The 21,821-nt window shown below is 61.6% G+C and carries 22 protein-coding genes; 17 read left to right on the forward strand and 5 right to left on the reverse strand.

Annotation, left to right across the window (positions count from 1 at the left end; all coding sequences use genetic code 11):
• Window positions 1-123: 123 nt before the first annotated feature.
• Genes ACQ66M_RS06105 through ACQ66M_RS06115 form a run of 3 tightly spaced genes read left to right on the forward strand, consistent with a single transcriptional unit; the run spans window position 124 to window position 2,635 of the window.
• A complete protein-coding gene (locus ACQ66M_RS06105) occupies window positions 124-906 on the forward strand; it encodes a ZIP family metal transporter (protein WP_430402565.1) in 783 nt (260 codons plus the stop codon).
• Entirely contained in the window at window positions 903-1,718 is an 816-nt protein-coding gene (locus ACQ66M_RS06110) for a HupE/UreJ family protein (protein WP_430402567.1), read from the forward strand. The genes ACQ66M_RS06105 and ACQ66M_RS06110 overlap by 4 nt, the downstream gene beginning before the upstream one ends.
• Before the next feature lie 35 nt (window positions 1,719-1,753).
• Window positions 1,754-2,635 (forward strand): hypothetical protein, encoded by an 882-nt coding sequence (locus tag ACQ66M_RS06115; RefSeq protein WP_430402569.1) that lies wholly within the window; start codon window positions 1,754-1,756, stop codon window positions 2,633-2,635.
• Here the strand turns inward: ACQ66M_RS06115 and ACQ66M_RS06120 are convergent.
• Window positions 2,632-3,093 carry an Lrp/AsnC family transcriptional regulator gene (locus tag ACQ66M_RS06120; protein ID WP_350172733.1) on the reverse strand — a complete coding sequence of 154 codons (462 nt, stop codon included), beginning with the start codon at window positions 3,091-3,093 and terminating at the stop codon, window positions 2,632-2,634. The genes ACQ66M_RS06115 and ACQ66M_RS06120 overlap by 4 nt on opposite strands.
• A 115-nt stretch (window positions 3,094-3,208) precedes the next feature.
• Here ACQ66M_RS06120 and ACQ66M_RS06125 point away from each other — a divergent pair, with 115 nt between their 5' ends.
• Window positions 3,209-4,282 carry a PLP-dependent cysteine synthase family protein gene (locus ACQ66M_RS06125; RefSeq protein WP_350172735.1) on the forward strand — a complete coding sequence of 358 codons (1,074 nt, stop codon included), beginning with the start codon at window positions 3,209-3,211 and terminating at the stop codon, window positions 4,280-4,282.
• On the opposite strand, the gene ACQ66M_RS06130 is transcribed toward ACQ66M_RS06125, so the two are convergent.
• Entirely contained in the window at window positions 4,279-5,571 is a 1,293-nt protein-coding gene (locus tag ACQ66M_RS06130) for a polyhydroxyalkanoate depolymerase (RefSeq protein ID WP_350172737.1), read from the reverse strand. The two genes, ACQ66M_RS06125 and ACQ66M_RS06130, sit on opposite strands and share 4 nt — an antisense overlap.
• Window positions 5,572-5,802: 231 nt before the next feature.
• Here ACQ66M_RS06130 and ACQ66M_RS06135 point away from each other — a divergent pair, with 231 nt between their 5' ends.
• Entirely contained in the window at window positions 5,803-6,144 is a 342-nt protein-coding gene (locus tag ACQ66M_RS06135) for a hypothetical protein (protein WP_430402571.1), read from the forward strand.
• On the opposite strand, the gene ACQ66M_RS06140 is transcribed toward ACQ66M_RS06135, so the two are convergent.
• Complete coding sequence (locus ACQ66M_RS06140) at window positions 6,141-6,563, reverse strand: hypothetical protein (protein ID WP_350172741.1); 423 nt, start codon at window positions 6,561-6,563, stop codon at window positions 6,141-6,143. The two genes, ACQ66M_RS06135 and ACQ66M_RS06140, sit on opposite strands and share 4 nt — an antisense overlap.
• A gap of 76 nt (window positions 6,564-6,639) precedes the next feature.
• On the opposite strand from ACQ66M_RS06140, the gene nrtS reads away from it, so the two are divergent.
• On the forward strand, window positions 6,640-6,822 hold the full coding sequence (nrtS, locus tag ACQ66M_RS06145; RefSeq protein WP_350172743.1) for a nitrate/nitrite transporter NrtS: 183 nt from the start codon (window positions 6,640-6,642) through the stop codon (window positions 6,820-6,822).
• Window positions 6,823-6,825: 3 nt separating this feature from the next.
• Here nrtS and ACQ66M_RS06150 read toward each other — a convergent pair whose 3' ends face one another.
• Window positions 6,826-7,497, reverse strand: coding sequence for a DNA-3-methyladenine glycosylase I (locus tag ACQ66M_RS06150; RefSeq protein WP_350172745.1), 672 nt, complete (start codon window positions 7,495-7,497; stop codon window positions 6,826-6,828).
• 11 nt (window positions 7,498-7,508) lie between these two features.
• Window positions 7,509-8,642, reverse strand: a complete 1,134-nt coding sequence (locus ACQ66M_RS06155) for an iron-containing alcohol dehydrogenase (protein ID WP_350172747.1) — start codon at window positions 8,640-8,642, stop codon at window positions 7,509-7,511.
• Between the two features lie 309 nt (window positions 8,643-8,951).
• Here ACQ66M_RS06155 and ACQ66M_RS06160 point away from each other — a divergent pair, with 309 nt between their 5' ends.
• The 11 genes from ACQ66M_RS06160 to ACQ66M_RS06210 all read left to right on the forward strand — a co-directional run bounded on the left by ACQ66M_RS06160 (window position 8,952) and on the right by ACQ66M_RS06210 (window position 21,686).
• Window positions 8,952-9,632, forward strand: coding sequence for an OmpW/AlkL family protein (locus tag ACQ66M_RS06160; RefSeq protein ID WP_350172749.1), 681 nt, complete (start codon window positions 8,952-8,954; stop codon window positions 9,630-9,632).
• Window positions 9,633-9,758: 126 nt separating this feature from the next.
• The gene (locus ACQ66M_RS06165; protein ID WP_350172751.1) at window positions 9,759-11,594 is read left to right on the forward strand and encodes an ABC transporter ATP-binding protein; all 1,836 of its coding nucleotides are present in this window, start codon (window positions 9,759-9,761) and stop codon (window positions 11,592-11,594) included.
• A gap of 122 nt (window positions 11,595-11,716) precedes the next feature.
• Window positions 11,717-12,760: a sensor histidine kinase gene (locus tag ACQ66M_RS06170; RefSeq protein WP_430402573.1), complete on the forward strand. Its 1,044-nt coding sequence runs from the start codon at window positions 11,717-11,719 to the stop codon at window positions 12,758-12,760.
• A gap of 2 nt (window positions 12,761-12,762) precedes the next feature.
• Window positions 12,763-13,125 (forward strand): response regulator, encoded by a 363-nt coding sequence (locus ACQ66M_RS06175; protein ID WP_430402575.1) that lies wholly within the window; start codon window positions 12,763-12,765, stop codon window positions 13,123-13,125.
• A gap of 155 nt (window positions 13,126-13,280) precedes the next feature.
• Window positions 13,281-14,483: a threonine ammonia-lyase gene (locus ACQ66M_RS06180; RefSeq protein WP_350174118.1), complete on the forward strand. Its 1,203-nt coding sequence runs from the start codon at window positions 13,281-13,283 to the stop codon at window positions 14,481-14,483.
• Window positions 14,484-14,555: 72 nt separating this feature from the next.
• On the forward strand, window positions 14,556-15,443 hold the full coding sequence (locus tag ACQ66M_RS06185; RefSeq protein ID WP_430402577.1) for an FKBP-type peptidyl-prolyl cis-trans isomerase: 888 nt from the start codon (window positions 14,556-14,558) through the stop codon (window positions 15,441-15,443).
• A gap of 26 nt (window positions 15,444-15,469) precedes the next feature.
• Window positions 15,470-16,258: a 3'(2'),5'-bisphosphate nucleotidase CysQ gene (cysQ, locus tag ACQ66M_RS06190; RefSeq protein ID WP_430402579.1), complete on the forward strand. Its 789-nt coding sequence runs from the start codon at window positions 15,470-15,472 to the stop codon at window positions 16,256-16,258.
• Window positions 16,259-16,302: 44 nt separating this feature from the next.
• Window positions 16,303-17,664: a phosphoglucosamine mutase gene (gene glmM, locus ACQ66M_RS06195; RefSeq protein ID WP_430402581.1), complete on the forward strand. Its 1,362-nt coding sequence runs from the start codon at window positions 16,303-16,305 to the stop codon at window positions 17,662-17,664.
• Between the two features lie 158 nt (window positions 17,665-17,822).
• A complete protein-coding gene (locus ACQ66M_RS06200; protein WP_430402583.1) occupies window positions 17,823-19,682 on the forward strand; it encodes an AMP-binding protein in 1,860 nt (619 codons plus the stop codon).
• Between the two features lie 68 nt (window positions 19,683-19,750).
• Entirely contained in the window at window positions 19,751-20,650 is a 900-nt protein-coding gene (locus ACQ66M_RS06205; protein WP_430402585.1) for a hypothetical protein, read from the forward strand.
• Between the two features lie 79 nt (window positions 20,651-20,729).
• Window positions 20,730-21,686, forward strand: coding sequence for an alpha/beta hydrolase (locus ACQ66M_RS06210; protein ID WP_350172767.1), 957 nt, complete (start codon window positions 20,730-20,732; stop codon window positions 21,684-21,686).
• The last annotated feature ends 135 nt before the right edge of the window (window positions 21,687-21,821 follow it).

Consider the following 21,821-nt stretch of genomic DNA (forward strand, 5'->3'; position numbering starts at 1 on the left):
GACTATATAACATTTTGAAGACGGCTGGCGTCAATGTATTTCGCCACACCGCCCCCCCCCTTGAGCCCCTTCCCGGCCCCTGCGGCCCCACGCGAGACCGCATCCACCCCCATGCTACAGTCCATGCAGGCGCCACTCTTTTTCGGCTTGATCGCTGCCTTTGTGACAACCGTCGCCCTGATTGCGGTTGCCGCACGGGGCGACTGGAGCGAGCGCCATTCCGGCCTGTTCGCGCTGGCGGCTGGCGGCATGCTCGTCACGCTCAGCCTGCTTCATATCACACCGGAAGCCTTCGCCCTCAGCCGCCATGCCCCTGCCCTCATCCTGACGGGCTTCCTTGGCGGCCTCATGATCAGCTTTCTCATCCGCGTGATATTCCCCGAAAGCGGTGAAGCTGGCCAGGCTGCGGCCGTCACCCCGGTCATGGCGGTTGCACTGCACTCCTTCATCGACGGCATCATCTATTCCGTCACTTTCGCCGCCAGCTTCAGTTCCGGCGTCTATGCCGCCCTCTCCCTGCTTCTGCATAAGTTCCCGGAAGGCATCATCGCCTTTGCCATCCTGCGCCGTCACGGCATCAGCAATCGCCGGGCCTTCCTGCTGGCCTTTCTTGCTGCCGCCGCAACCACGCCGCTTGGCGTGATTGCCTCATCACCCTTCATGTACGGTCTCGGTCCGGAAATGGTTGGCAACCTGTTTGCCATCTCGGCCGGGCTTCTGCTCTACGTCGCGACCGGTCCGCTGATGGAACCACTGAAAGAAGAACCACCCCTGCGCAGCTTTCTGGCACTTGGCGCAGGTGTCACGATCGCCGTGTTGATCGCCAGCCTGCCGGTGCACGGCCCGGATCACTCCCCGCACGATGGACCATGGCGCGTCGGGGACCATATCGATGAGCGCGCATGAGGGTGGTCCTGCGCCTCGTCGCCGCGATGGCCTGCTTCATGGTTATCAGCGCGGTGGCCCCGCTTCAGGCCAATGCCCATCCTGAAGACGAACTCTGCACCCCTGATGGCGGCATGGATCCGGCGCTTTGCCGCGAACTGGCGCGGATAGACCAAAAAAATGCGCCGCCGGAAAAGCGGAGGCCCGACGCGCAATCCGGGCCGGACAGGGTTAATCCCGACCGAACCGGATTTGCGACACTTGCCTTCTATGTCCGCATCGGGTTCGCGCACATCCTGCCCATGGGAGCCGACCATATCCTGTTCGTTCTGGTACTCTTCCTGTCCAGCCTTCGCGTCCGGCCGCTTCTGTTCCAGATATCTGCGTTCACCATTGCCCATACCGCCACCCTTGGGCTTGCCGCGTCCGGCGTGATCACGCCGCTGCCGTCAATCATCGAGCCCCTGATCGCGCTGACCATCGCCTGGGCGGCGCTGGAAAACATCGTGTTTGAAGAAACACAAGCCTGGCGTCCGCTGCTCGTTTTCGGCTTCGGCCTCATCCACGGCATGGGGTTCGCGGGCGCATTCGGGGACCTTGGCCTGCCGGACAATGTGTTCCTGCCCGCCCTGCTCGGCTTCAATGTGGGCGTTGAGTTTGGTCAGCTCGCCGTGATCGGCATGGCCCTTGCAGCTTCGCTTTACTTCAAGCGTGTCCTCAGCCGGGCCGGTCAGATGCAACTCTACCGTCCGGTCCTGGTGTGGCCCGTCTCTGCCATGATCGGGGCCGTGGGGCTCTGGTGGGCATTCGAACGGGTCTTCCTCCTGGGGTGAGGTCATCGCCTGGCGACAATGCAAGGATGACCGACATGACCCAAGCCCGCTTTGCCCTGAAAATCGGTTCGGCAATTATCGCCTCCGGCGTCTGTGCCCTGATCGGCTTTGCCCAATATGCCCATGGTGAGGCGCCCTGCGGATTGTCCGATGCCGGACGGTTTCACGAGGCCGTCACGCGCCCGGTTGAAGAGGCCAGCCCTGCCTATCTGCTGCGCACATCGGAAACCTTCATCGATCACTGCCCGGACAGGCTGGAAATACGCGAGGCCCATCTCATCGCCGCCCGGGCTGCGCTGGATCTTGGGAAGGCAGACCGCGCCGCCGCTCACTATGACGCTGCGCTCAGGGCCGGTGCCCGGCTCAGGCCGTCACAACGCATGGACCAGTCGGTCACCCTGATGGTCACAGGCGAGGCTGCCCGCGCCCGGGAAGCCCGCAATATTGCGGTTTCAGACTGGCTGTCGGGCCTTGATGCCGCCGGCGCGGCAAGACTCTCAGCCCGCAAATTCGCGTCGGGAACAATCTATTCCGTGCGCTACACAACACCGCTCAGGCGCCCCGGCGTCACGGCCCTCTGGCTGGCCGTTCCCGCAGGTGACGGCCTGCCTGGCGCCATCCTGATCCGAAATGCGCCGCAGCAGGCCGCCTGGCGCGCCATCCGCAGAGGCAGCCGCACCAAGCCACTCACCGTTGCCGAACAGCTGTCTTGCCGCCAGTCCACCCGGCTCGGTGACGTCACTGATACCCTGACGCTCGACGAATTGGAGCGCGGCGCGGTGGGTGACCTGCTGACCTATCTCAAACAGCCGGATCACGTGGAAGAGACCCCGAAAGGCGAACCATTGGCTGCCTGCCTCGGACTCAGCCGGATGCTTCACGTCCCGGCCGCAACGGAAACAGCCGTGCTGCGCTAGACCGGCAGCTCAGTCGTGTTTTTCAGGCACTCCATCGCAAAGGTCGCGCTGACGTCGGCAATGTCGACCCGCGCAATCAGCGCCTTGTAGACCCGGTCATAGTCCTGCACGCTGCGCGCCTGCACTTTGAGCAAATAGTCGACATCCCCGGCCATGCGGTAGAATTCCACCACTTCCGGAACGGTGCGTACTGCGTCGGCAAACCGTTTCAGCCATTCGGACGAGTGGTCACGCGTCCGGATCGCCACGAAGATTGTCTGGCCAAGACCAAGCCTGTCCGGATCGATCAGCGCCACCCTGCGCGTGATCAGGCCGCTCTCTTCCAGCCGTTTCACCCGCCGCCAGCACGTATTGGTCGAAATGTCGGCACGCGCGGCCAGCGATTCGAGCGACTGGGTGGCATCGGCCTGCAAGGCGCGCAGCAGGATTCGATCTACATCATCAATTTTTTCTTCCATTTGTCTATAATCCCGAAAATTCTTATCGCACTCAAGCAGAATAATTGGATAATTGCGATGAATTTGGGCCGAGCATCTGAAATAACATGTCATTCACTCAGATGGAGACCAAGCCATGCCGTCGCCCGCAATCGCCTCCGTCAGTCGCGCCTCCCGCCTCCGCCCGGTGCCCGCCATCGCCCACCCCCGCCTGCGCGCGCTCGCCAATCTGATCGGCCGCACGCCCCTTCTCTCGATCCATCTGCGCTATCGCGGTGTCGAGCGTGTAATCCATGCCAAGGCTGAGCACTACAACCTCACCGGCTCGATCAAGGACCGGATGGCCCTGTCCATCCTCGGCCGTGCAATACACTCCGGCGCGCTACAACCAGGTGACCGGATCGCTGAAGCCACAAGCGGCAATGCCGGAATCGCCATTACATCGCTCGGCCGCGCCCTTGGCCACAAGGTTGATATCTACATGCCCGACTGGATGAGCGATGAGCGCAAGGCGCTCATGCGCAGCCTTGGCGCAGACCTTCATCTCATTTCGCGCGAGGATGGCGGCTTTATCGGCGCCATTGAGGCCACTCAGCGCCTTGCCGCCGCCAATGGTCATGTCTTCCTGCCCTGCCAGTTTTCCAATTGCGACAATGCCAGTGCCCATTGCGACACGACCGGTCCGGAACTGTTGAAGCAACTCGCGCTGCTGGGGCTCACGCCAGATGCCTTTACCGCCGGGGTCGGCACCGGCGGCACGGTCATGGGCGTCGGCCGGGCTTTGCGCACAGCGGTGCCCGGCGTGAAGATCCATCCGCTCGAACCGCTGGAATCGCCCACACTGTCCACCGGCCATAAAGTGGGCAGCCATCGCATTCAGGGCATTTCAGACGATTTCATCCCGGCCATCGTGGATTTCGCCGAACTTGATGACGTCATCGCCGTGTCGGATGGTGATGCCATCCTGATGGCGCAGGCCCTCGCTCGCGAGCTTGGCCTCGGCGTCGGGATATCATCCGGGGCCAACCTGATCGGCGCCCTGAAGGCGTCTGAACGGCTCGGCCCGGGCGCGGTCGTCGCGACCGTTTTCTGCGATGACAACAAGAAATACCTGTCCACCGCGCTGTCGCGCCCTGAGCCAGTCAGGGCAGGCTATCTCAGCCCTGAAATAGAATTGCTTGGTTTTGAAGCGACGAGCTGCCCTGCCTAGACGGCCAGAGCGTCCTGCGCATCCAGTTCGGCCTGCAGGTCTATGAACCGGCGTGTAAACTGCGTCACCCTCGGCACGATTTCCGTCCGGAACCGAGCCCCGTTGAACACGCCATAATGGCCTACACCCGGCTGGACATAGTCCGCCTTCATGCCGTCCGGAATGCCTGTGCACAGATCGTGGGCGGCTTGAGTCTGCCCGATACCCGAAATATCGTCCTTCTCGCCTTCCACGGTCATTAGCGCAACGTCGCGAACCGCCTGTGGCTTCACCAGACGTGTTCCGCGATACATGTAGATGCCGCGCGCAAGGTGATGTTCCTGGAAAACCCGCTGGATAGTCTGCAGGTAGAACTCTTCCGTCAGGTCCAGAACGGAGAGGTATTCGTCATAGAATTCGCGGTGCCTGTCGGCATTGTCGCCGTCGCCCTCGATGAGATGGTTGAAGAATTTCCACTGCGCGTCGACATGGCGCCCCCAGTTCATGTTCATGAACGAGGCGAGCTGCACGAAACCCGGATAAACGCGTCGCATCACGCCCGGATAGGGCGCTGGCACCGTGTGGATCATGTTCTCTTCGAACCAGCCGAATGACCGCTCCTCGGCCAGTTCGTTCGGCACGGTCGGGCTGCGACGCGCATCAATGGGAGACCCCATGAATGTCATCGACGCAGGCCGCGCAGGATCATTGTCTTCCGCCATCATCGAAATGGCCGCCAGGACAGGTGGCCCGGGCTGGCAGACGCCCAGCACGTGTGCGCCACCACCAATATGCGTCAGCATCTTGCGGATATGATCGATATAATCATCAAGATCGAACCGGCCGAGCCAGACAGGCGCCATGCGCGCATCCGACCAGTCGGTGATATAGACATCATGGGTCGGCAGGAAAGCCTCGACCGTGCCGCGCAGCAGCGATGCGTAATGGCCAGACAGCGGTGCGACAATCAGCATGCGTGGCAACGGGGGCGATCCCGGCTTGCGCACGGCGGCCAGCTGTTCGGCATCTTTCCTGAAATGCAGCAGGTTGCACCAGGGCGAACGCCAGGCGACGGTCGGCGTCACATCAACGGGCGCACTGTTCACGCGCACCGTGTCGATGCGCCATTCCGGTTTGCCATAGTAACGCGTTGAACTTTCGAATACGTCAGCGAAGGCGGCCAGCGATTTGCCGTATTCGGTCTGGCGCATCGGGTTCAGCGGGGACAGAAGGGCGGCCCGGCCAGCTTTTGCAGCCAGCCGCATGGGCGCCATCGCCACGCGGTTCATTTCGACAAGTGAGTAAAGCATTGCGTTACAAACCTTTCATGCTGCATTGCAACATAAGTACAAGAATCCCCACTGGCAAACGGAATCACCAGACGGGCGTACGGCAGATTGCGCGCCCGAAGGATTGAATTTGTATGAAATTTTCGAATCCGAATGCCCGGACAGTTAAGAACCGGGTGCTTTATGTCAGGCTTCAGGGAGAACGAAGCCATGTTCCTGCAGTGCGCACCCAACCCTCACCGTGCCGGTCGCATGACCCGCGCCCTGTTCATTGAAAACGTTCCAGGCCAGCGATTCGCAATCGATGCTGAGGAACTGCACAAGCGGCCGGAATTACTGAACGCTTTCGGCACATACATGTACGTGCGCTTCCGCGTCCTCGACGCTCTCGCCTATCTGATTTGCCTGCTCGGAGCGCTGGCCTCGGTTGCCTTCATCTGGTGGGCCTTCATCCCAGGACTTGCCATTTGCGTGCTCATGCTGGCCACAAACCGGAAATCGGCTGGCGAGGTCGCCCGCAAGGCCGCGACACGGTCGGTCGACGATTTCCGGGCCCTTCACGAAATGGGCTGTCTCTGGCTGGTCTACGCCTAGATACCGATCAGGCCGAGAATGCCGGAAATCACGGCAATCAGCATGAACATCAGTGACAGGCTGACCGAGACCGCCCGCTGATCCTTGCGGCTTGTCCGCACGCCTTTCGGGTTCTTGCCCTCTTTTGGGGCCAGCATCAGGCGCGTCGAGAAGAATCCGAAAGCGGCCAGCCCCGCTGTCACCGCCGCTGCCCAGCTCGTTGCCAGCACGAAGAGCGCCGTTGCCGCGAGCATGATGGCCGCAATCGGGGTTGCCGTCTGATGCAGCAATTCCCGAACATGCCCGTCGGCCCGGCTGCCATCCAGCCTGTCGAAGCTGCAATTGGGCGAGGCAATTGTCACCACCCAACCAGCACCGATAGCCATCGCGCTGGCCGCAACGCCCAGTCCACCCGCATATTGCTGAATTTCTGTAATCATGGTCTCAGAATGAAGGATTCGGGCTGGAACGGGAAGCGAATTCAGCCTGCGCCGCCATCCCGTTGCAGGAGTCACCATGCGCGCCATTGTCATCCGCGGAATCATTGTCGCGCTGCTCGTCGGTACAATCCTGACCTTCATAAACCAGTTCGAACGCGTTGTTGCGCTGGAGACACTGAACTGGTGGAAGACGGGCCTTAGCTACCTTGTCCCGTTCTGCGTGTCGGTGTTCAGTGCGCTCGCGGTGACGCCAGAATAGCCGTCAGCCGACACTCAGGGCGAGTATCCGGCTGATCGCCGCGCGCGGCAGGCCGCTCTGGCCATGCCATGTATTGAACGCGTCCTGCACTTTGACGAGATCGCGCTTGCTCGTCGCAGTCGGCTTGTCCAGAACGCCTTCCCGCACCAGCGCGGCGCACACGTCTCGCGAGGTGATCCAGCCATCCCAGCCGCAAAAGCGCAGGAAATACTGCCCGGTCGCCCCGCCCAGCCGCGATCCGCGCCTGTGGAGCTCTGCCATCAGGCCGACCTGATCGTCAGCTGGCCAGGTTGCCAGGAACCTGCCGAAGCCGCCTTCCTCCTGCTCGATCCGCGCCACCATGTTCGCATTGTCGAGCGTTGCCTTGATCTTCTGCCCATTCCGCACGATGCGCGCGTCGGACACGAGATCGGCCATCATCTCGTCGCCAAGAAAGGCCAGCCGGGCGGGGTCAAAACCGAGGAAAGCGGCTTCGAATCCGTCCCATTTCGCATCGATGACTTTCCAGTTGAACCCGGCATTGAACACGCACCGGGCCATCACTGACAGCAACCGGTCAGCGGGAACCCCGGACAGGTCGTTCCGGCCATGCCCGTTCTGCGCCCGTTTGAGTACCGCAGCCTGACCGCCGTGATGGCCCGCGGCGAGATGCAGGATGGGAACGAACGGACGCAATGCGTGATCTCCTAGCCGAGCGCGGTCTCGTAGACCCTGGCGTAATCATCCGCCGTCATCTCCCGCGGATTGCCGGAATGGGCGAGGTCTTTCAGTGCGAAAGCAACAATGCCCGGCCCGTCTGCGGACGTCAGGCCAATGTCAGACAGCGTCTTCGGAATGCCGATTGCGTCATTCAGGTCCTGGATCGCATCGCCAAGGTCGGCCGTCGGCTTGAGACCCATGGCCTGGCGCAGGCGGACATATTTGCCATCGGCCGCCCCTTCGTGGAACCGCAGGATATGCGGCAGGAAAATCGCGTTCAGCGTGCCATGATGCAGTTTCTTCTCGTGCAGGCGGCCCGCCGCATGGCTGAGCGCATGAACGCCGCCAAGGCCCTTCACAAAGGCCAGTGCGCCTTCATAGCTCGCCATCATCATGTGCCAGCGCGCCTCCGGATCAGACCCGTCCTTCACCGCCCGCTCCAGCCAGCCATCGCCCAGCGCGCGCGCAACGCCATCATAGCCGATGCCTTCCGCCGGCGGGTTCACGCTTGGCGTCAGCACCGCCTCGATGCAGTGCGTCACCGCATCCATGCCCGTCGCCGCCGTCAGAAATGACGGCAGCCCGATGGTCAGGTCCGGATCACAGATGGCGGTGAGCGGGATCAGGTTGGGCGACGCAAAAGTCTCCTTGCGGCCATTTTCCATGGTCGTGATCATGCCGATCGACACTTCGGACCCGGTCCCGGCGGTCGTCGGAATTGCAATCAGCGGCGGGATCTTGCCGATCTTCTTCGCGCCGCCAATGATTGCGGCATAGTTTTCCAGCGGCTCGTCATGCGATGCCATCAGGCCGATCGCCTTGGCATGGTCCATTGACGATCCGCCCCCTACGGCGATGATGCCATCCGCGCCGCAATCCTTGTAGGCCTGCGTCGCGATCTTGGCCTGCTTTTCCGTGGGATTTGCAACGGTCTCGGCAAATATTCCGGCCGGTGCGCTGCCCAGCGCCTCCACCACCTTGTCGAGTATGCCGGCCGCCTTGATGCCGGGATCCGTCACGATGAAAGCGCGCTGGATACCGAGCTTCTTCGCAGTCACTTCCAGCCGCTCCAGCGCGCCGGAATCAAAGATACAAGTCGTGAGGAAATTGATGACGGGCATGAATGCAATCCTGTGATGGCCGTTTCCGGCATGGGTCCGGCAATCATGTTCCGCGCTCGCGCCAACAAGTTCAAGCCTGCCCCGGGGAGAAAGACCCGGTCATCACGCCGCACCGGGATTCGGGACGGGTCTGATTTTGGTTGAATTGATCATGCTCCGACAGGACGGTTTCGTCCGCAATCGGGATTATTACCTATCCGGGCGCACATGCCGCGCGGTGCGCAGCCGCGCGTCAAAACGGGCAATTACGCTCGTAAAATCAATCGCCTACATCCCATGCACCAACCAAGCATTGCGGGGTACAAACCAATGAAAAACCTATTCCTTAGCGCCCTTCTGGCCAGCGCAGCCTGGGCCGCCACCGGCGCGGCGGCGCATGCCGAAGACAATCCATGGATGCTGCGTGCACGTGTGCTCGGTGTCATGCCGGACGAGAGCGGCACACTCAAGGCCGGTGGCGCCACTCTGCCGGGCGACGTCGACATTGCCGACCAGTATGTGCCGGAATTCGACATCACCTATTTCTTCACCAAGAATATTGCCGCCGAACTGATCCTTGCGGTCACACCGCATGATGTGAAGGCCGTGAATGTCACCGTTCCCGGCGCGTTGACGGACGCCACTGTTGATCTCGGTGATGTCTGGCTGCTGCCGCCCACACTCACGGTGCAATACCACTTTACCGAGATGGGCCAGTTCAAGCCCTATGTCGGAGCAGGCGTGAACGCGACCTTCTTCTTCAACGAGGATGAGGGCTCTGTCGCCGACGGGATCAGCTATGATTCCAGCTTCGGCCCTGCTCTTCAGGTCGGGTTCGACTATGACCTTGATGGGGAACCCGGCGGCTGGGCGTTCAATGCAGACGTCAAGAAGATCTGGATCAACACCGACGTGACCGTCAACTTCACGACAGCGCTGGGTGCGACAGTGAACGCTGACGTCGATATCGACCCGATCGTTGTCGGTCTCGGCTTCGGATACAAATTCTGAGTTTCTACAGGCGGTCTGCCTCCCGATGGACCGCATCTCCAAACTTGAACCGCGCCTTTCATGGCGCGGTTTTTTTGTGCATTGAAAACATTGCGCAAGCTCATCGGCGCTGTAGAGATTACAGTCATGAGCATACTTTCCGTGAAAGACCTGACGGTCGACTTCGATACGCCTGACGGCGTCGTACACGCCGTGCGCGGCATCAGCTTCGATGTTGCAGAAGGCGAATGCCTCGGGATTGTCGGCGAAAGCGGCTCCGGCAAGAGCCAGACGGCGCTCGCGGCACTCGGACTGCTGGCCGGTAACGGCACGGCATCCGGCCATATCGGCTTTGCCGGCAACGATATGCTCACCGCACCGATCGAGACGCTTCGCAAGATTCGCGGAGCTCAGATGTCGATGATCTTCCAGGATCCGCTTACCAGCCTGACCCCACACATGACAGTTGGCGCGCAGATGCGCGAAGTGCTGGCCCTGCACAGGAACCTCAAGGGTGAGGAAGCCGACAAACGCTGTGTCGAATGGCTCGAAAATGTCCGCATTCCTGAAGCCGCCCGCCGCATGGACCAGTTCCCGCACGAACTTTCCGGCGGCATGCGCCAGCGCGTAATGATCGCCATTGCCATGCTGTGCGGCCCGCGCCTGCTGCTGGCCGACGAACCCACGACAGCGCTCGATGTGACGGTTCAGGCGCAGGTTCTCGACCTGATGAACGATCTCAAGCGCGACACCGGCACAGGCATTGCCCTGATCACCCACGACATGGGCGTCGTCGCCCGCATGTGCGACCGGGTCATCGTGATGCGGTATGGCGAGATCGTCGAGCGCGGCAGCGTCGATGACATCTTCTACAATCCACAGCATGACTATACGAAGATGCTGCTCGAGGCCGTGCCGCGCATAGACCAGCCAGACCGGCGCGGAAGGCCGTCACTGGGCCCCGCCCCGGATGCGTCGGTCAAGCCGGTGCTTGAAGTCGACGACATGAAGATCCACTTCCCGATCCGCGTGAAAGGCGGTCTGTTCGGCAAGATGAAGCCCCTTAAAGCAGTCAATGGCGTCTCCTTCGACCTGCGGCCCGGCGAGACGCTTGGCGTCGTCGGCGAGTCCGGTTGCGGCAAGTCAACACTGGCACGCGGTGTGCTGCGCCTCATCCCGCCGACTGATGGCACCATTGCGTGGCTCGGCAAGGACATTACCCGCGCCGGAAAATCAGAGATGGACGCCTTGCGCGACGATCTCCAGATCGTGTTCCAGGATCCACTCGCCAGTCTTGATCCGCGCCTTACCATCGGAGCCTCGATTGCTGAGCCGCTGCAGGTGCACGAACCGCGCCTTAACCGCGCCGAGCGGGATGAGCGCGTGCAGGCCATCATGCCCCGGGTCGGCCTCGACCCCGCCCTCATCAACCGTTACCCGCACGAACTGTCGGGTGGCCAGAACCAGCGCGTCGGCATCGCCCGCGCGATGATCCTGAAACCGAAACTCGTGATTTGCGACGAGGCGGTCTCCGCGCTCGACGTGTCGGTCCAGGCCCAGGTTGTCGACCTGTTGATCGAACTCCAGAAGGAATTCGGCCTTGCCATGATATTCATCAGCCATGACCTCTCGGTCGTGCGCGAGATCAGCCACCGCGTCATGGTGCTTTATCTCGGCCGCGTCGTGGAACTGGCCGGCCGCACGGCCATCTATGAAGACGCTCGCCATCCCTACACCCGCGCCCTGATCGCCGCCGTGCCTGCCGCGGACCCGAAACTTGAACGCGACCGCGAACGCATCAAGCTCACCGGCGACCTGCCGAGCCCGCTGGACAGCCGCGCACCGCTCCGTTTCCTGAAGTCGAAACGCGTGGACGACCCCGACGCCGAGCAATACCAGCCGCAACTGGTTGAAATCGCGCCAGGTCATCTTGTCGCCGAACATGACGCCGTGCTGGGCAGCGACGGATTGCACGCTGGGTGACCCTCAGCCTGTTGTCTCGACACAGATATCGTTTCACAACTCCAGATTATAGTCGTTCCAGATTTCATCGGTTTGGCTAGTATGCTTTGCAAATCATTGATCAGTGAAAACGGGCACAATGCATGTATAAGATCAGACCGACGCTCCCCGCCGAGACAGGCCGGATTGATCGCCCGGCATTGGCCGGAATAAATTTCGAGGATGTCTTCGCAATCACGCCCTCACCGCTGTTGATCCTCAACAGAGATCTCGTGATCGTCTATGCAAACGCAGCCTACCTGACGACGACAGGCTGTGCCCTGTCGGAAATACAGGACCGCTACGTCTTTGAGGCATTTCCCGAAACGGAAGATCGCGTAAGTCTCTTCATGTCGGCTTTCCGTCAGGCACTGGATGGCACGACCAATACCCTGACCACCGAGCCTTACGCCATTCCGGTTGATGGCGGCGGCATGCGCGAGGTCGTCTGGACATGCACGCATGCTCCGCTGCGCAATGCGGATGGCGAGGTGGAATTCGTCATGCAGAATGCGCTCGACATCACCGAAAAGCACCGCAGCGAACTGGAAAACCGCGTGCTGATCCGGGAACTTGGCCACCGGGTGAAGAACTCGCTGGCAACCATGCAGGCGATTACCCGCATGTCGCTCATCGACACGAAGTCCATCGCTGAAGCGCGCGAGGACCTGCTCGCCCGCATGCACGCCATGTCGGAAGTGCAGAACCTGCTCGTTGACAGGAGCTGGCGGGGCTCGCGCATTGATGCAATCCTCGTCAATGCCCTCGTCCCGTTCGGATATGTGCAGGACGGGCCCTGCCGTATCCATCTGGATGGTCCGCCAGCGGCTGTGTCCGCCAAGCAGGCGCAGGCCCTGTCCATGGCCCTGCACGAACTGGCGACGAATGCCGCCAAGTATGGTGCCCTGTCGAACGACGACGGAACTGTCCACGTCACCTGGACGTTGAGTGATACGGAAAGCGGGCATCTTGCCCTCACCTGGCGCGAAGCCGGGGGTCCAACCGTTCTCGAGCCCACCCGGAAGGGGTTCGGGACAACCATGTTAACTCGCATCCTCGCACAGGAAATCAACGGCGAGATTGCGATGGACTACAGGACGGACGGCTTGGTCTGCACGATGGAGGGCTGGCTCGAACACAGGACATGATCATGGCAGGCAAGCGCATTTTCATCGTCGAAGACGAAGCGATCCTTTTGTGCGACCTTGAGGATATCGTCGCCGAACTGGGCTTTGAACTTGCTGGCAGCGCCAGCAGCCAGGACGAAGCCATGGACCTGCTGTCTGCGGCACCGCAAATTGACGTCGCCCTGCTCGACCTGAACCTCAACGGCCGTACCAGCTACCCGATTGCCGACCGGCTGATCGCGGCAGGCGTCCCCGTCCTCTTCATCACCGGCTACGGACGCCGCAGCCTCGAAGGCCGCTTCAGCGAGTGCCACGTCCTGCAGAAGCCCTATGACGAGGCCCGCATCGCCGACGCGCTGGGCCGCCTGCTCGGAACGCATGGCTGAGCGGGACCGCCCGCTCCTGGTGCCTCCGCCTCATGCCCATGACACTACCTTGCCGTCCCCTTGCCGCCCCCACCTTGCCCTCGCCGCCCGGCGCGAATAGGGTGCGCCCGACCTCATCCGGGACCTCCAGAATGCCTGATACACTGACCTCCGCCCTGCCCGTCACGCTGGCTGATATCGAAGCTGCTGCCCGCGTGCTTGATGGACAGATCGTGCACACTCCGATGCATCATTCCCGGACGCTCTCTGCAATTACCGGTGCAGATGTGTGGGTGAAGTTCGAGAACCTCCAGTTCACGGCGGCCTTCAAGGAGCGCGGCGCGCTCAATCGTCTCTCCCACCTGAGCGACGCGCAGAAGCAGGCTGGCGTCATTGCCGCCTCGGCCGGCAACCATTCACAGGGCGTCGCCTACCACGCCCGCCGCCTCGGCATCCCGGCAACCATTGTCATGCCGCGCACCACCCCGTTCAGCAAGGTGGAGCAGACCCGCAGCCATGGCGCGACCATCGTGCTCCATGGCCTGAGCTTCGATGAGGCCAAGGCCGAAGCCTACAATATCTGCCAGCGCGAAGGGCTGACCTTCATCCATCCCTTCGATGACCCGCATGTCATCGCCGGACAGGGCACGATCGCCCTTGAAATGCTGGCGGAAAATCCGGACCTCGACACATTGGTCATTCCCATTGGCGGGGGCGGCCTGATCGCCGGCATGGCCATCGCAGCCAAGGGCATCAACCCGGCCATCAGCATTATCGGCGTCGAAGCCTCCATGTATCCGGCCATGCTTTGCGAGCTTGAGGGCCGTGAAGTAAAGGTCGGCGGCGCAACGATTGCTGAAGGCATTGCCGTGCGCGATGTCGGCCGCCTTCCCCTTCGCATCGCGCAGGACCTCGTGGACGAAATCCTGCTTGTCGAGGAAGAACATCTCGAACAGGCGATCACGCTCTATGTAAATGTCGAGAAGACAGTGGCCGAAGGCGCCGGCGCCGCCGGGCTGGCCGCGCTGCTCGCCCATCCGGGCAAGTTCAAGGGCAAGAAGATTGGCCTCGTTCTCTGCGGCGGCAACATCGACACACGCCTGCTTGCATCCGTCCTCACACGCGCCCTGGTGCGCGAGAAACGTCTCGCCTCGATCCGTATTGTCGGGGATGACCGGCCCGGTCTGCTCGCACTCGTCTCGAAGATCATCGGTGACAATGGCGCCAATATCATGGAAGTCGCGCACAACCGGCTGGCGCTGGACGTGCCCGCCAAGGGCGCCGAATTTGACATACTGATCGAGACGCGCGACGCCAATCACACACAGGACGTCATCGATGCCCTGACGGCTGAAGGATACCCGCCGCGTCCCCTGTAGCCGCAGGATGACTTGCAGGTAAAAGCGCCCTAGAACGCGCTCAAACCCGAATCAGACGGAGCCAGACCCAAGATGATCCGCACATTCGCTGCAGCCTGCGCTGCATTCTTCATGATAGCTGCCTGCAGCCAGACCAAGGACTTCTCCGACGTGAACGCGCCATTCGAACAATACCTGCCCTGGGACGCCGAAGGTAAGGATGTAAAATCCGCCGAGGGCGGCCTGCAATATGTCGTGCTGAATGAAGGCGCGAAAAGCGGCAAGTCGCCGATCGCGTCCGACCGGGTCAGCGTCAATTATGATGGCCGCACTGCAGCAGGCGAAAAGTTCGACAGCTCCTTTGACCGTGGCGAGCCTGTCTCGTTCAAGCTGAACCAGGTCATTCCCGGCTGGACGCAGGGACTGCAGCTGATGAGCGAAGGTGACGACTATCTCTTTTATATCCCGACTGCACTCGCCTATGGCGACCATCCACGCCCCGGCAGCGTGATCAAGCCGGGCGACGATCTTGTTTTCCGCGTCCAGCTGCTCGAAGTGATGGAGCCTAAAGTATCCGACGCGGAAGCCTGGGCAAAATATACACCCTGGAACCCGGAATTGCCCGAAGTCACGAAAACCGGCTCCGGGCTCGAATATATCGTGCTGGCCAGCGGCGACCCATCCGGACCATCGCCGGAAAATGGTGAAATGGTCGCTGTTCATTATGAGGGCCGCCTCGCAGAAACCGGTGAACTCTTCGACAGCTCTTTTGAGCGGGGCGAGCCGGCTGTGTTTCCGTCGAACCAGTTGATCCAGGGCTGGGTCGAAGCGCTCGAATTGATGCGTCCCGGTGATCGCTGGATGCTCTATATCCCGTCCGATCTCGGCTATGGCGCAACCGGCACGCCCGGCGGCCCGATCCCGCCAGATGCCCCGCTCGTGTTCGAAGTTGAAATGATGGACGTCATGAAGCGCGGCTAGGCGCCGATCCAACCGGGGGAAACAGAATGACCATCACTGCTGACACGCTTGCCCGGATCGCCCTCCAGGCAGGCGCGGTGATCATGGAGATCTACGAAAGCGATTTCGACGTCGACCAGAAAGGCGACGCGTCTCCGGTGACCGCTGCAGACCAGAAAGCCGAAACGCTTATTCTGGCCGCGCTTGCCGAGGCGGACCCGACGCTGATGGTGATTGCCGAAGAGGAAGCCAGCGAAGGACGTGTCCCCGATCACGGGCATCGCTTTGCCCTTGTCGACCCCCTCGACGGCACCCGTGAATTCGTCAGTCGCAACGGGGAATTCACCGTCAATATCGCAATCATAGAGCATGGCCGCCCGGTCATGGGTGTCGTCTACGCGCCGGCCAGGAGCCGCCTCTTCGTCGCCGAGCGCCACGATTCGGGCTGGCAGGCCAAGGCCGCCCCGGGCGCCGGGGTGCCGACAGAACGCACACCACTCCGCATCCGCCCTTGCCCGGCAGCGGGCGTCACGGCCATCGCCTCGAAATCCCACCGCACACCGGAAACCGATCTCTGGCTGGACAAGCACAAGGTGAACGAAACGCTTGGCGCGGGGTCGTCCCTGAAATTCTGCCTGATTGCTGCAGGTGAAGCCGACCTCTACCCGCGCATGGGCCGCACGATGGAATGGGACACGGCAGCCGGCCAGGCGGTCGTTGAGGCGGCTGGTGGCCGCGTACTGACCGAGGAGGGCGCGCCGCTTCTCTATGGCAAGCGCGAGCGCGGCTACGATAATCCGCACTTCATCGTCTATGGCGACGTCACGCCCTGCTGAGGCTGTCGCTTTTTCTCGATTAAACGCGACAAATCTGCCAGGAAATGAGCAGGGAGACGAGGCGTATGGCACGGCACTATTTTGGAACCGACGGCATTCGTGGCCGGGTGAACCGGCAACCCATGACGGCCGAGAGCACGCTGCGGCTCGCGATTGCGACAGCGCGCACATTCGCGCCAGACGGTGAAGGCACGGTCATTATTGGCCGTGATACGCGCCGCTCCGGCGAAATGATCGAAGCGGCCCTTGTCGCCGGCCTGACCAGTATGGGCCTGACGCCCCAACTCGCCGGAATCGTGCCCACACCAGCCGTCGCCATGACCACCCGCACATCGCAGGCGCGCTTCGGGCTGATGGTCTCCGCCTCGCACAACAAATACGAAGACAATGGCATCAAGCTGTTCAGCCCCGATGGCCTGAAGTTTGACGATCCGACCGAGGAGGCTCTTGAGGCCGCCATGGCCACAGCTTTTGACGGCACCTATGCCGCTCCGGGCAGCATCGCCACGCTGCAACGCGCAGCGGGCGTCGGTGACGACTATATCCGCAGCTGTCTTGCCACAGTCAGTGCAGGCAGCCGGATACGCGGGATGAAGATTGTGCTCGACTGTGCCCATGGTGCAGGATTCCAGGTGGCGCCCGAAGCGTTGCTGGAGTGCGGGGCAGACCTGACCGTCATCGGCGCAGCCCCGGACGGGATCAATATCAATGCCGGATTCGGATCGACCGATACGTCCGCACTGAAAGCGGCTGTTTTAGAACGTGGTGCCGATATCGGGCTCGCGCTTGATGGCGATGCCGACCGGGTCATCGTGGTTGACGAAACCGGCACCGAAATTGACGGTGACCAGGTCATGGCCCTGATCGCGCGGGAACTTCACGCCAAGGGACGCCTGAAGGGCGGCGGCGTGGTGTCCACCGTGATGTCGAACATGGGGCTGGATCAGTACCTTCAAACGCTCGGCCTCTCCCTTGCCCGCACACGGGTCGGTGACCGCTATGTCGGTGAACACATGCGAGCTCACGGGTTCAACTTTGGCGGTGAACCTTCTGGCCACATCATTCTGTCGGACGTATCAACGACCGGGGACGGATTGCTTGCAGGGCTGCACGTTCTGTCCGTACTCGCAGAACGCGGGCAGCCAATGTCTACGCTCGGACACGTGTTCGATCCAGCGCCACAGAAACTCGTCAACATTCGCTACACGGGCGACAATCCGATGGACAGCGACCGCGTCAGGGCGTCCATTGCTGAAGCCGAGGCGCTGATGGGCGCACGCGGCCGCATGGTCGTGCGCAAGTCAGGCACTGAACCGCTGATCCGCGTCATGGCCGAAGCCCTCGAGTTCCGTCTCATGGAGCAGGCGCTCCAGATCGTCATCGACGCCGTGAATGCCGAAATCTGACGCTGCTTTCCGCAGCGGAGATAACGTTTTTCGTCTGAACTGCCCCCACGTCATGGGCCGCTTTGAGGCCTTCATCACGCCTTCACCGCTGGCCAACGGGACCAATTCAAATACACTGGAGGAAACCTCAAAAAAATACTGATCGGGAGAACGCAGCCATGGCCGAAGGGCAAACCTTGCCGCAATTTCGCCTGTTGCCAATGAAGGCACCAGACATCCAGATGACGCGTAAAGACAATGGCGCCATCTATCTCACACCGCGCCAGGCGCCCGGTGATCGTCCCCAGACAGTGCCCCACTGCCTTGACCAGCGCGCCGGCGAACATCCGGACCGCCCCTTTCTGCGGGAACGTCATCCGGTGTCGGGAGAGTGGCAAACCCTGACCTATGGTGAAGCCAAGACAATCACGGACAGTCTCGCCCAGGCTTTCCTTGATCTGGGCGCCGGCCCCGACGCGCCGGTGATGATCCTGTCGGCGAACTCCACCCGCGCTGCGATGGTCATACTCGCAGCCCAGAAGATTGGCGCGCCGGCCGCGCCGATTTCGGTGCCCTACTCCCTGATGTCATCTGAGTTCGAAAAGCTCAGACACTGCTTTGGCGCCGTGAAGCCAGCCATCATTTTTGCCGAACATTACAGGCCGTTCCGCGACGCGATCAAAGCGCTCGGCGAGACGGACTGCAAGGTGTTCTCTGCTGATCCTGGCGGCGACAACACGGTTCTGCATTATGATGCCCTCGCCGCCACCGCGCCCACCGAAGATGTCGCCAGGGCCATGACGACCCTGAATGATGATACGATCGGCAAGTATCTGTTCACATCCGGCTCCACCGGCCTGCCCAAACCCGTGCCCACCACGCAGGGCGCAATGTGCTCGATGATCGGCGGGCAGGAAGGCCTGCGCGACGATTCCCGTGACCCTGAGCACGATCCTGACCAGGTCCACAATGTGCTCGACTGGCTGCCCTGGAACCACATTTCCGGTTCGAACGTGAACTTCAACGGCGCTATCTGGAACGGGGCCACGTTCTGGATCGATGACGGCAAGCCTACCCCTGCCCTCTTCCAGCGGACGATTGACAATATCCGCGACTGCTCCCCGTCCTCGTTCGGCACGGCACCCATCGCGCTCGCCATGCTGGCCGACGCCATGGAAGCAGACGATACGCTGCTCGTGGCCTTCTTCAGGAACATGCGTTCAATCGGATATGGTGGGGCGACACTGTCGGACGATCTCTATGACCGTCTTCAGGCACTCGCCATCAGGGCCACCGGCCGCCGCATTCCAATCATCACCATGTACGGGGCCACTGAAACACAAGGCATCACGGTCGTTCACTGGGAAGCCGAGCGCGTCGGGCTTATCGGGTTGCCCCTGCCAGGCATGACGCTGAAACTCGTTCCCAATGGGGCGAAACTCGAAGTGCGCGTCAAAGGACCTTCCGTGATGCCGGGCTATCTCGACAGCCCCGAAAAGAATGCCGAAGTGTTTGATGACGAGGGCTATTATTGCCTTGGCGACGCAGTGACTTTCGTCGACGAGGACCATCCGGAAAAGGGGCTCATCTTCGACGGCCGCGTCGGCGAGGACTTCAAGCTGTCCTCCGGCACATGGGTCAGCGTCGGCACCCTGCGGCCTGACTTTGTCGCCGCCTGCTCGCCACTCATCTTCGATGCTGTTATCGCGGGCCAGGACAAGAATTTTGCCTCTGCCATGGTCTGGCCGTCACAAGCCGTTATTGAACAATACATCAAGGCGGCAGATGGCGATCAGGCGAAAGGCCTGAAGGCGTTCACGGAGGATGTCGCCGCCAGGGCGAAGGCCTTCAATGCGGGCGAGCCCGGATCATCACGCCGCCTGAAGCGTCTTCTCGTTCTCACTGAGCCGCCCTCGATCGATGCTGGCGAAATCACCGACAAGGGCTATGTCAACCAGCGCCTTGTTATCGACCGGCGCGCCGACCTGGTGGCCAGCATCTATGCAGAACCACCCGCCGAGGGGGTCGTCCAGCTTTAGTCCGCCTGCGTTTTAAAGGCTTGTCAGGAATTGTTCGATAGTCTGCCCCTACTTGGGAGGACACCCTCATGACGTTCGATGCCCGCGGAGGTAAACCTCCAGCGTCCAGGAACAATGCTTTGTTCGCCGTCGCGGTTGTCGCCGTTGTCGGCGGGGCGTTCATGCTGGCCCTGAAATTTCCGGTCGCTCCAAAGTCCAGCCCGGCCGACACCGGTTCGCACACTATCGCTGCGACTGTGCAGGCGCCGACAGCGCAAGCACCATCCGGCTGGACTTCTGAAGCCGCGCAGTCATATTTCGCAACCCTGTCGCGCGTCGATCCTGGGGCATCCACTACGCTCAATAAGCGCCTCGCCAGGATCAGCGGGAAGCCCCGGGTCGAGCAGTCCGAGATCGTCTTTGCACATGCCGCCGACGTACTGAAAGATCACGCCGCCGATCTCGCCAGGGCAGACACGCGCCATCTTGACGACATCCTTGTGATGACCCGTGACCGCCTGAGGTCAGCCTCCCATTCCGGCAGCCCCTGGTGCCAGGGTGCCCGGTTCGCCGATCTCGACCAGACAAGCTTTGCCGACAGGGCTGCGCTGAACCGCGAACTGAAAATGCTGGAAGAACCACTGCGCGACTACGGTCTGGCGCTGGTCTCACACCTCCTCGTCGCCATTGAGGACGCACGCAGCAATCCGGTCAGCCGTGACGCGCTCACGCAGACTGACAAGGCCGCCATGCAGGGCGTCATGATGTCCATGCTCTCAGACCCGCAGGTCATGCCCCTTCTCATGGCGGCGCAGACCGGCGGGGATGCAGACAAGCTCGTCAAATCGCTCAACGTGTGTGATCTGGGAGCCACAGCGGTGACTGCGATCAAGACACTCCCGCAGGACACCAAGGGACGCGCTTTTGCTGATCTTGTGCGCCAGATGGAGCTCGGTGGCGGCGACCTAAGCCGCCTCAGCCAGTTCTAGGCGTACAGGTCTCACGAATTGGTGCGCGTCCTCTGGATTGTGCCTTCACAAGACCTGAATTCACTCCCATCTTGCGGCCATGACGCTCGACGAATCCTTTCGGCAATTCATGGACCGGTTCCACGTGCCAGACCTTTCGCGTCTGGACTGGAAGAACTCGACCGACAAGCTGCGCCAGCAATTCTATGTCGCCAGCCGGGCGATCGAGCGCGATGCCCCTGAAATGGCAGACATTTCCCTCCTCAGGGTGACCGGCGCGGCTGGCCCGCTCAAGGCGCGCCTCTATACGCCGCTGGGCGCGGGTATGCCGCCCGGTCCCGGCATCGTTTTCTTCCACGGTGGCGGGTTCATGCTGGGAGATCTCGACAGTCACGACATGGTCTGCAAGCGGCTGGCCGAAGGTGCGCGCTGCCGGGTCATTGCCATCGATTACAGGCTTGCGCCGGAAAACACCTTCCCAGCCGCGCATGAAGACGCGCTCGCCGCCTGGAACTGGATCGTCGCAAATGCTGACAGACTGGGGCTTGACCCCGAACGGCTCGCAGTCAGCGGCGACAGTGCCGGCGGAAACCTTTCGGCCTATCTGGCGCAGGAGATGAACCGGACCGGCGGCCCGCGGCCCGCTTTCCAGCTGCTGCTCTACCCGCTCGTCCAGTTCGTCGATATCCGCACCAAGAAAATGAGTTTCCAGGAGGGTGGCTTCTTCATTTCAGCCAATCTGTTCGAATATTTCCGGGACAGCTACATCACCGATGAAAGCCAGCGCATGGATGTGCGCGTGTCGCCCCTGTTCGCTGGCCCGGACGCCTTCAAGGGGCTGCCGCCGGCGCATTTCGTATTGTGCGGCTGGGACCCGCTGAAGGATGAAGGCCTTGCCTATGCCGACAAGATGGCGAGCTTCGGAGTGCCGGTGACGGTCCGCGAGCATGCCGGCATGGTCCACGGCTTCATGAACATGACGGCCCTGTCCGATACGGTCCGGCTGGCCATCCGCGACGCCGGACATGTTGTCGGCAAGGCGCTCGGAGCTGTCTGAACAGGCGAATTTAATCCCCGTTTAACTCACCGTTGCATTTATGCGACGGTGCCCGGCAATCTCGCATGGCCTGCCGTGCCCCCCTTCCTCCGCCGGGCCATTGCACCGTATGGATAGGCTCGCAGCCAACCTCCT

Source organism: Hyphomonas sp., from assembly GCF_965284475.1.
Lineage (GTDB): Bacteria > Pseudomonadota > Alphaproteobacteria > Caulobacterales > Hyphomonadaceae > Hyphomonas.

Coding starts and splice junctions, on each gene's coding strand:
- ACQ66M_RS06105 (WP_430402565.1), top strand. CDS start 124: ATGCAGGCGCCACTCTTTTTCGGCTTGATCGCTGCCTTTGTGACAACC.
- ACQ66M_RS06110 (WP_430402567.1), top strand. CDS start 903: ATGAGGGTGGTCCTGCGCCTCGTCGCCGCGATGGCCTGCTTCATGGTT.
- ACQ66M_RS06115 (WP_430402569.1), top strand. CDS start 1,754: ATGACCCAAGCCCGCTTTGCCCTGAAAATCGGTTCGGCAATTATCGCC.
- ACQ66M_RS06120 (WP_350172733.1), bottom strand. CDS start 3,093: ATGGAAGAAAAAATTGATGATGTAGATCGAATCCTGCTGCGCGCCTTG.
- ACQ66M_RS06125 (WP_350172735.1), top strand. CDS start 3,209: ATGCCGTCGCCCGCAATCGCCTCCGTCAGTCGCGCCTCCCGCCTCCGC.
- ACQ66M_RS06130 (WP_350172737.1), bottom strand. CDS start 5,571: ATGCTTTACTCACTTGTCGAAATGAACCGCGTGGCGATGGCGCCCATG.
- ACQ66M_RS06135 (WP_430402571.1), top strand. CDS start 5,803: ATGACCCGCGCCCTGTTCATTGAAAACGTTCCAGGCCAGCGATTCGCA.
- ACQ66M_RS06140 (WP_350172741.1), bottom strand. CDS start 6,563: ATGATTACAGAAATTCAGCAATATGCGGGTGGACTGGGCGTTGCGGCC.
- nrtS (WP_350172743.1), top strand. CDS start 6,640: ATGCGCGCCATTGTCATCCGCGGAATCATTGTCGCGCTGCTCGTCGGT.
- ACQ66M_RS06155 (WP_350172747.1), bottom strand. CDS start 8,642: ATGCCCGTCATCAATTTCCTCACGACTTGTATCTTTGATTCCGGCGCG.
- ACQ66M_RS06160 (WP_350172749.1), top strand. CDS start 8,952: ATGAAAAACCTATTCCTTAGCGCCCTTCTGGCCAGCGCAGCCTGGGCC.
- ACQ66M_RS06165 (WP_350172751.1), top strand. CDS start 9,759: ATGAGCATACTTTCCGTGAAAGACCTGACGGTCGACTTCGATACGCCT.
- ACQ66M_RS06170 (WP_430402573.1), top strand. CDS start 11,717: ATGTATAAGATCAGACCGACGCTCCCCGCCGAGACAGGCCGGATTGAT.
- ACQ66M_RS06175 (WP_430402575.1), top strand. CDS start 12,763: ATGGCAGGCAAGCGCATTTTCATCGTCGAAGACGAAGCGATCCTTTTG.
- ACQ66M_RS06185 (WP_430402577.1), top strand. CDS start 14,556: ATGATCCGCACATTCGCTGCAGCCTGCGCTGCATTCTTCATGATAGCT.
- cysQ (WP_430402579.1), top strand. CDS start 15,470: ATGACCATCACTGCTGACACGCTTGCCCGGATCGCCCTCCAGGCAGGC.
- glmM (WP_430402581.1), top strand. CDS start 16,303: ATGAGCAGGGAGACGAGGCGTATGGCACGGCACTATTTTGGAACCGAC.
- ACQ66M_RS06200 (WP_430402583.1), top strand. CDS start 17,823: ATGGCCGAAGGGCAAACCTTGCCGCAATTTCGCCTGTTGCCAATGAAG.
- ACQ66M_RS06205 (WP_430402585.1), top strand. CDS start 19,751: ATGACGTTCGATGCCCGCGGAGGTAAACCTCCAGCGTCCAGGAACAAT.
- ACQ66M_RS06210 (WP_350172767.1), top strand. CDS start 20,730: ATGACGCTCGACGAATCCTTTCGGCAATTCATGGACCGGTTCCACGTG.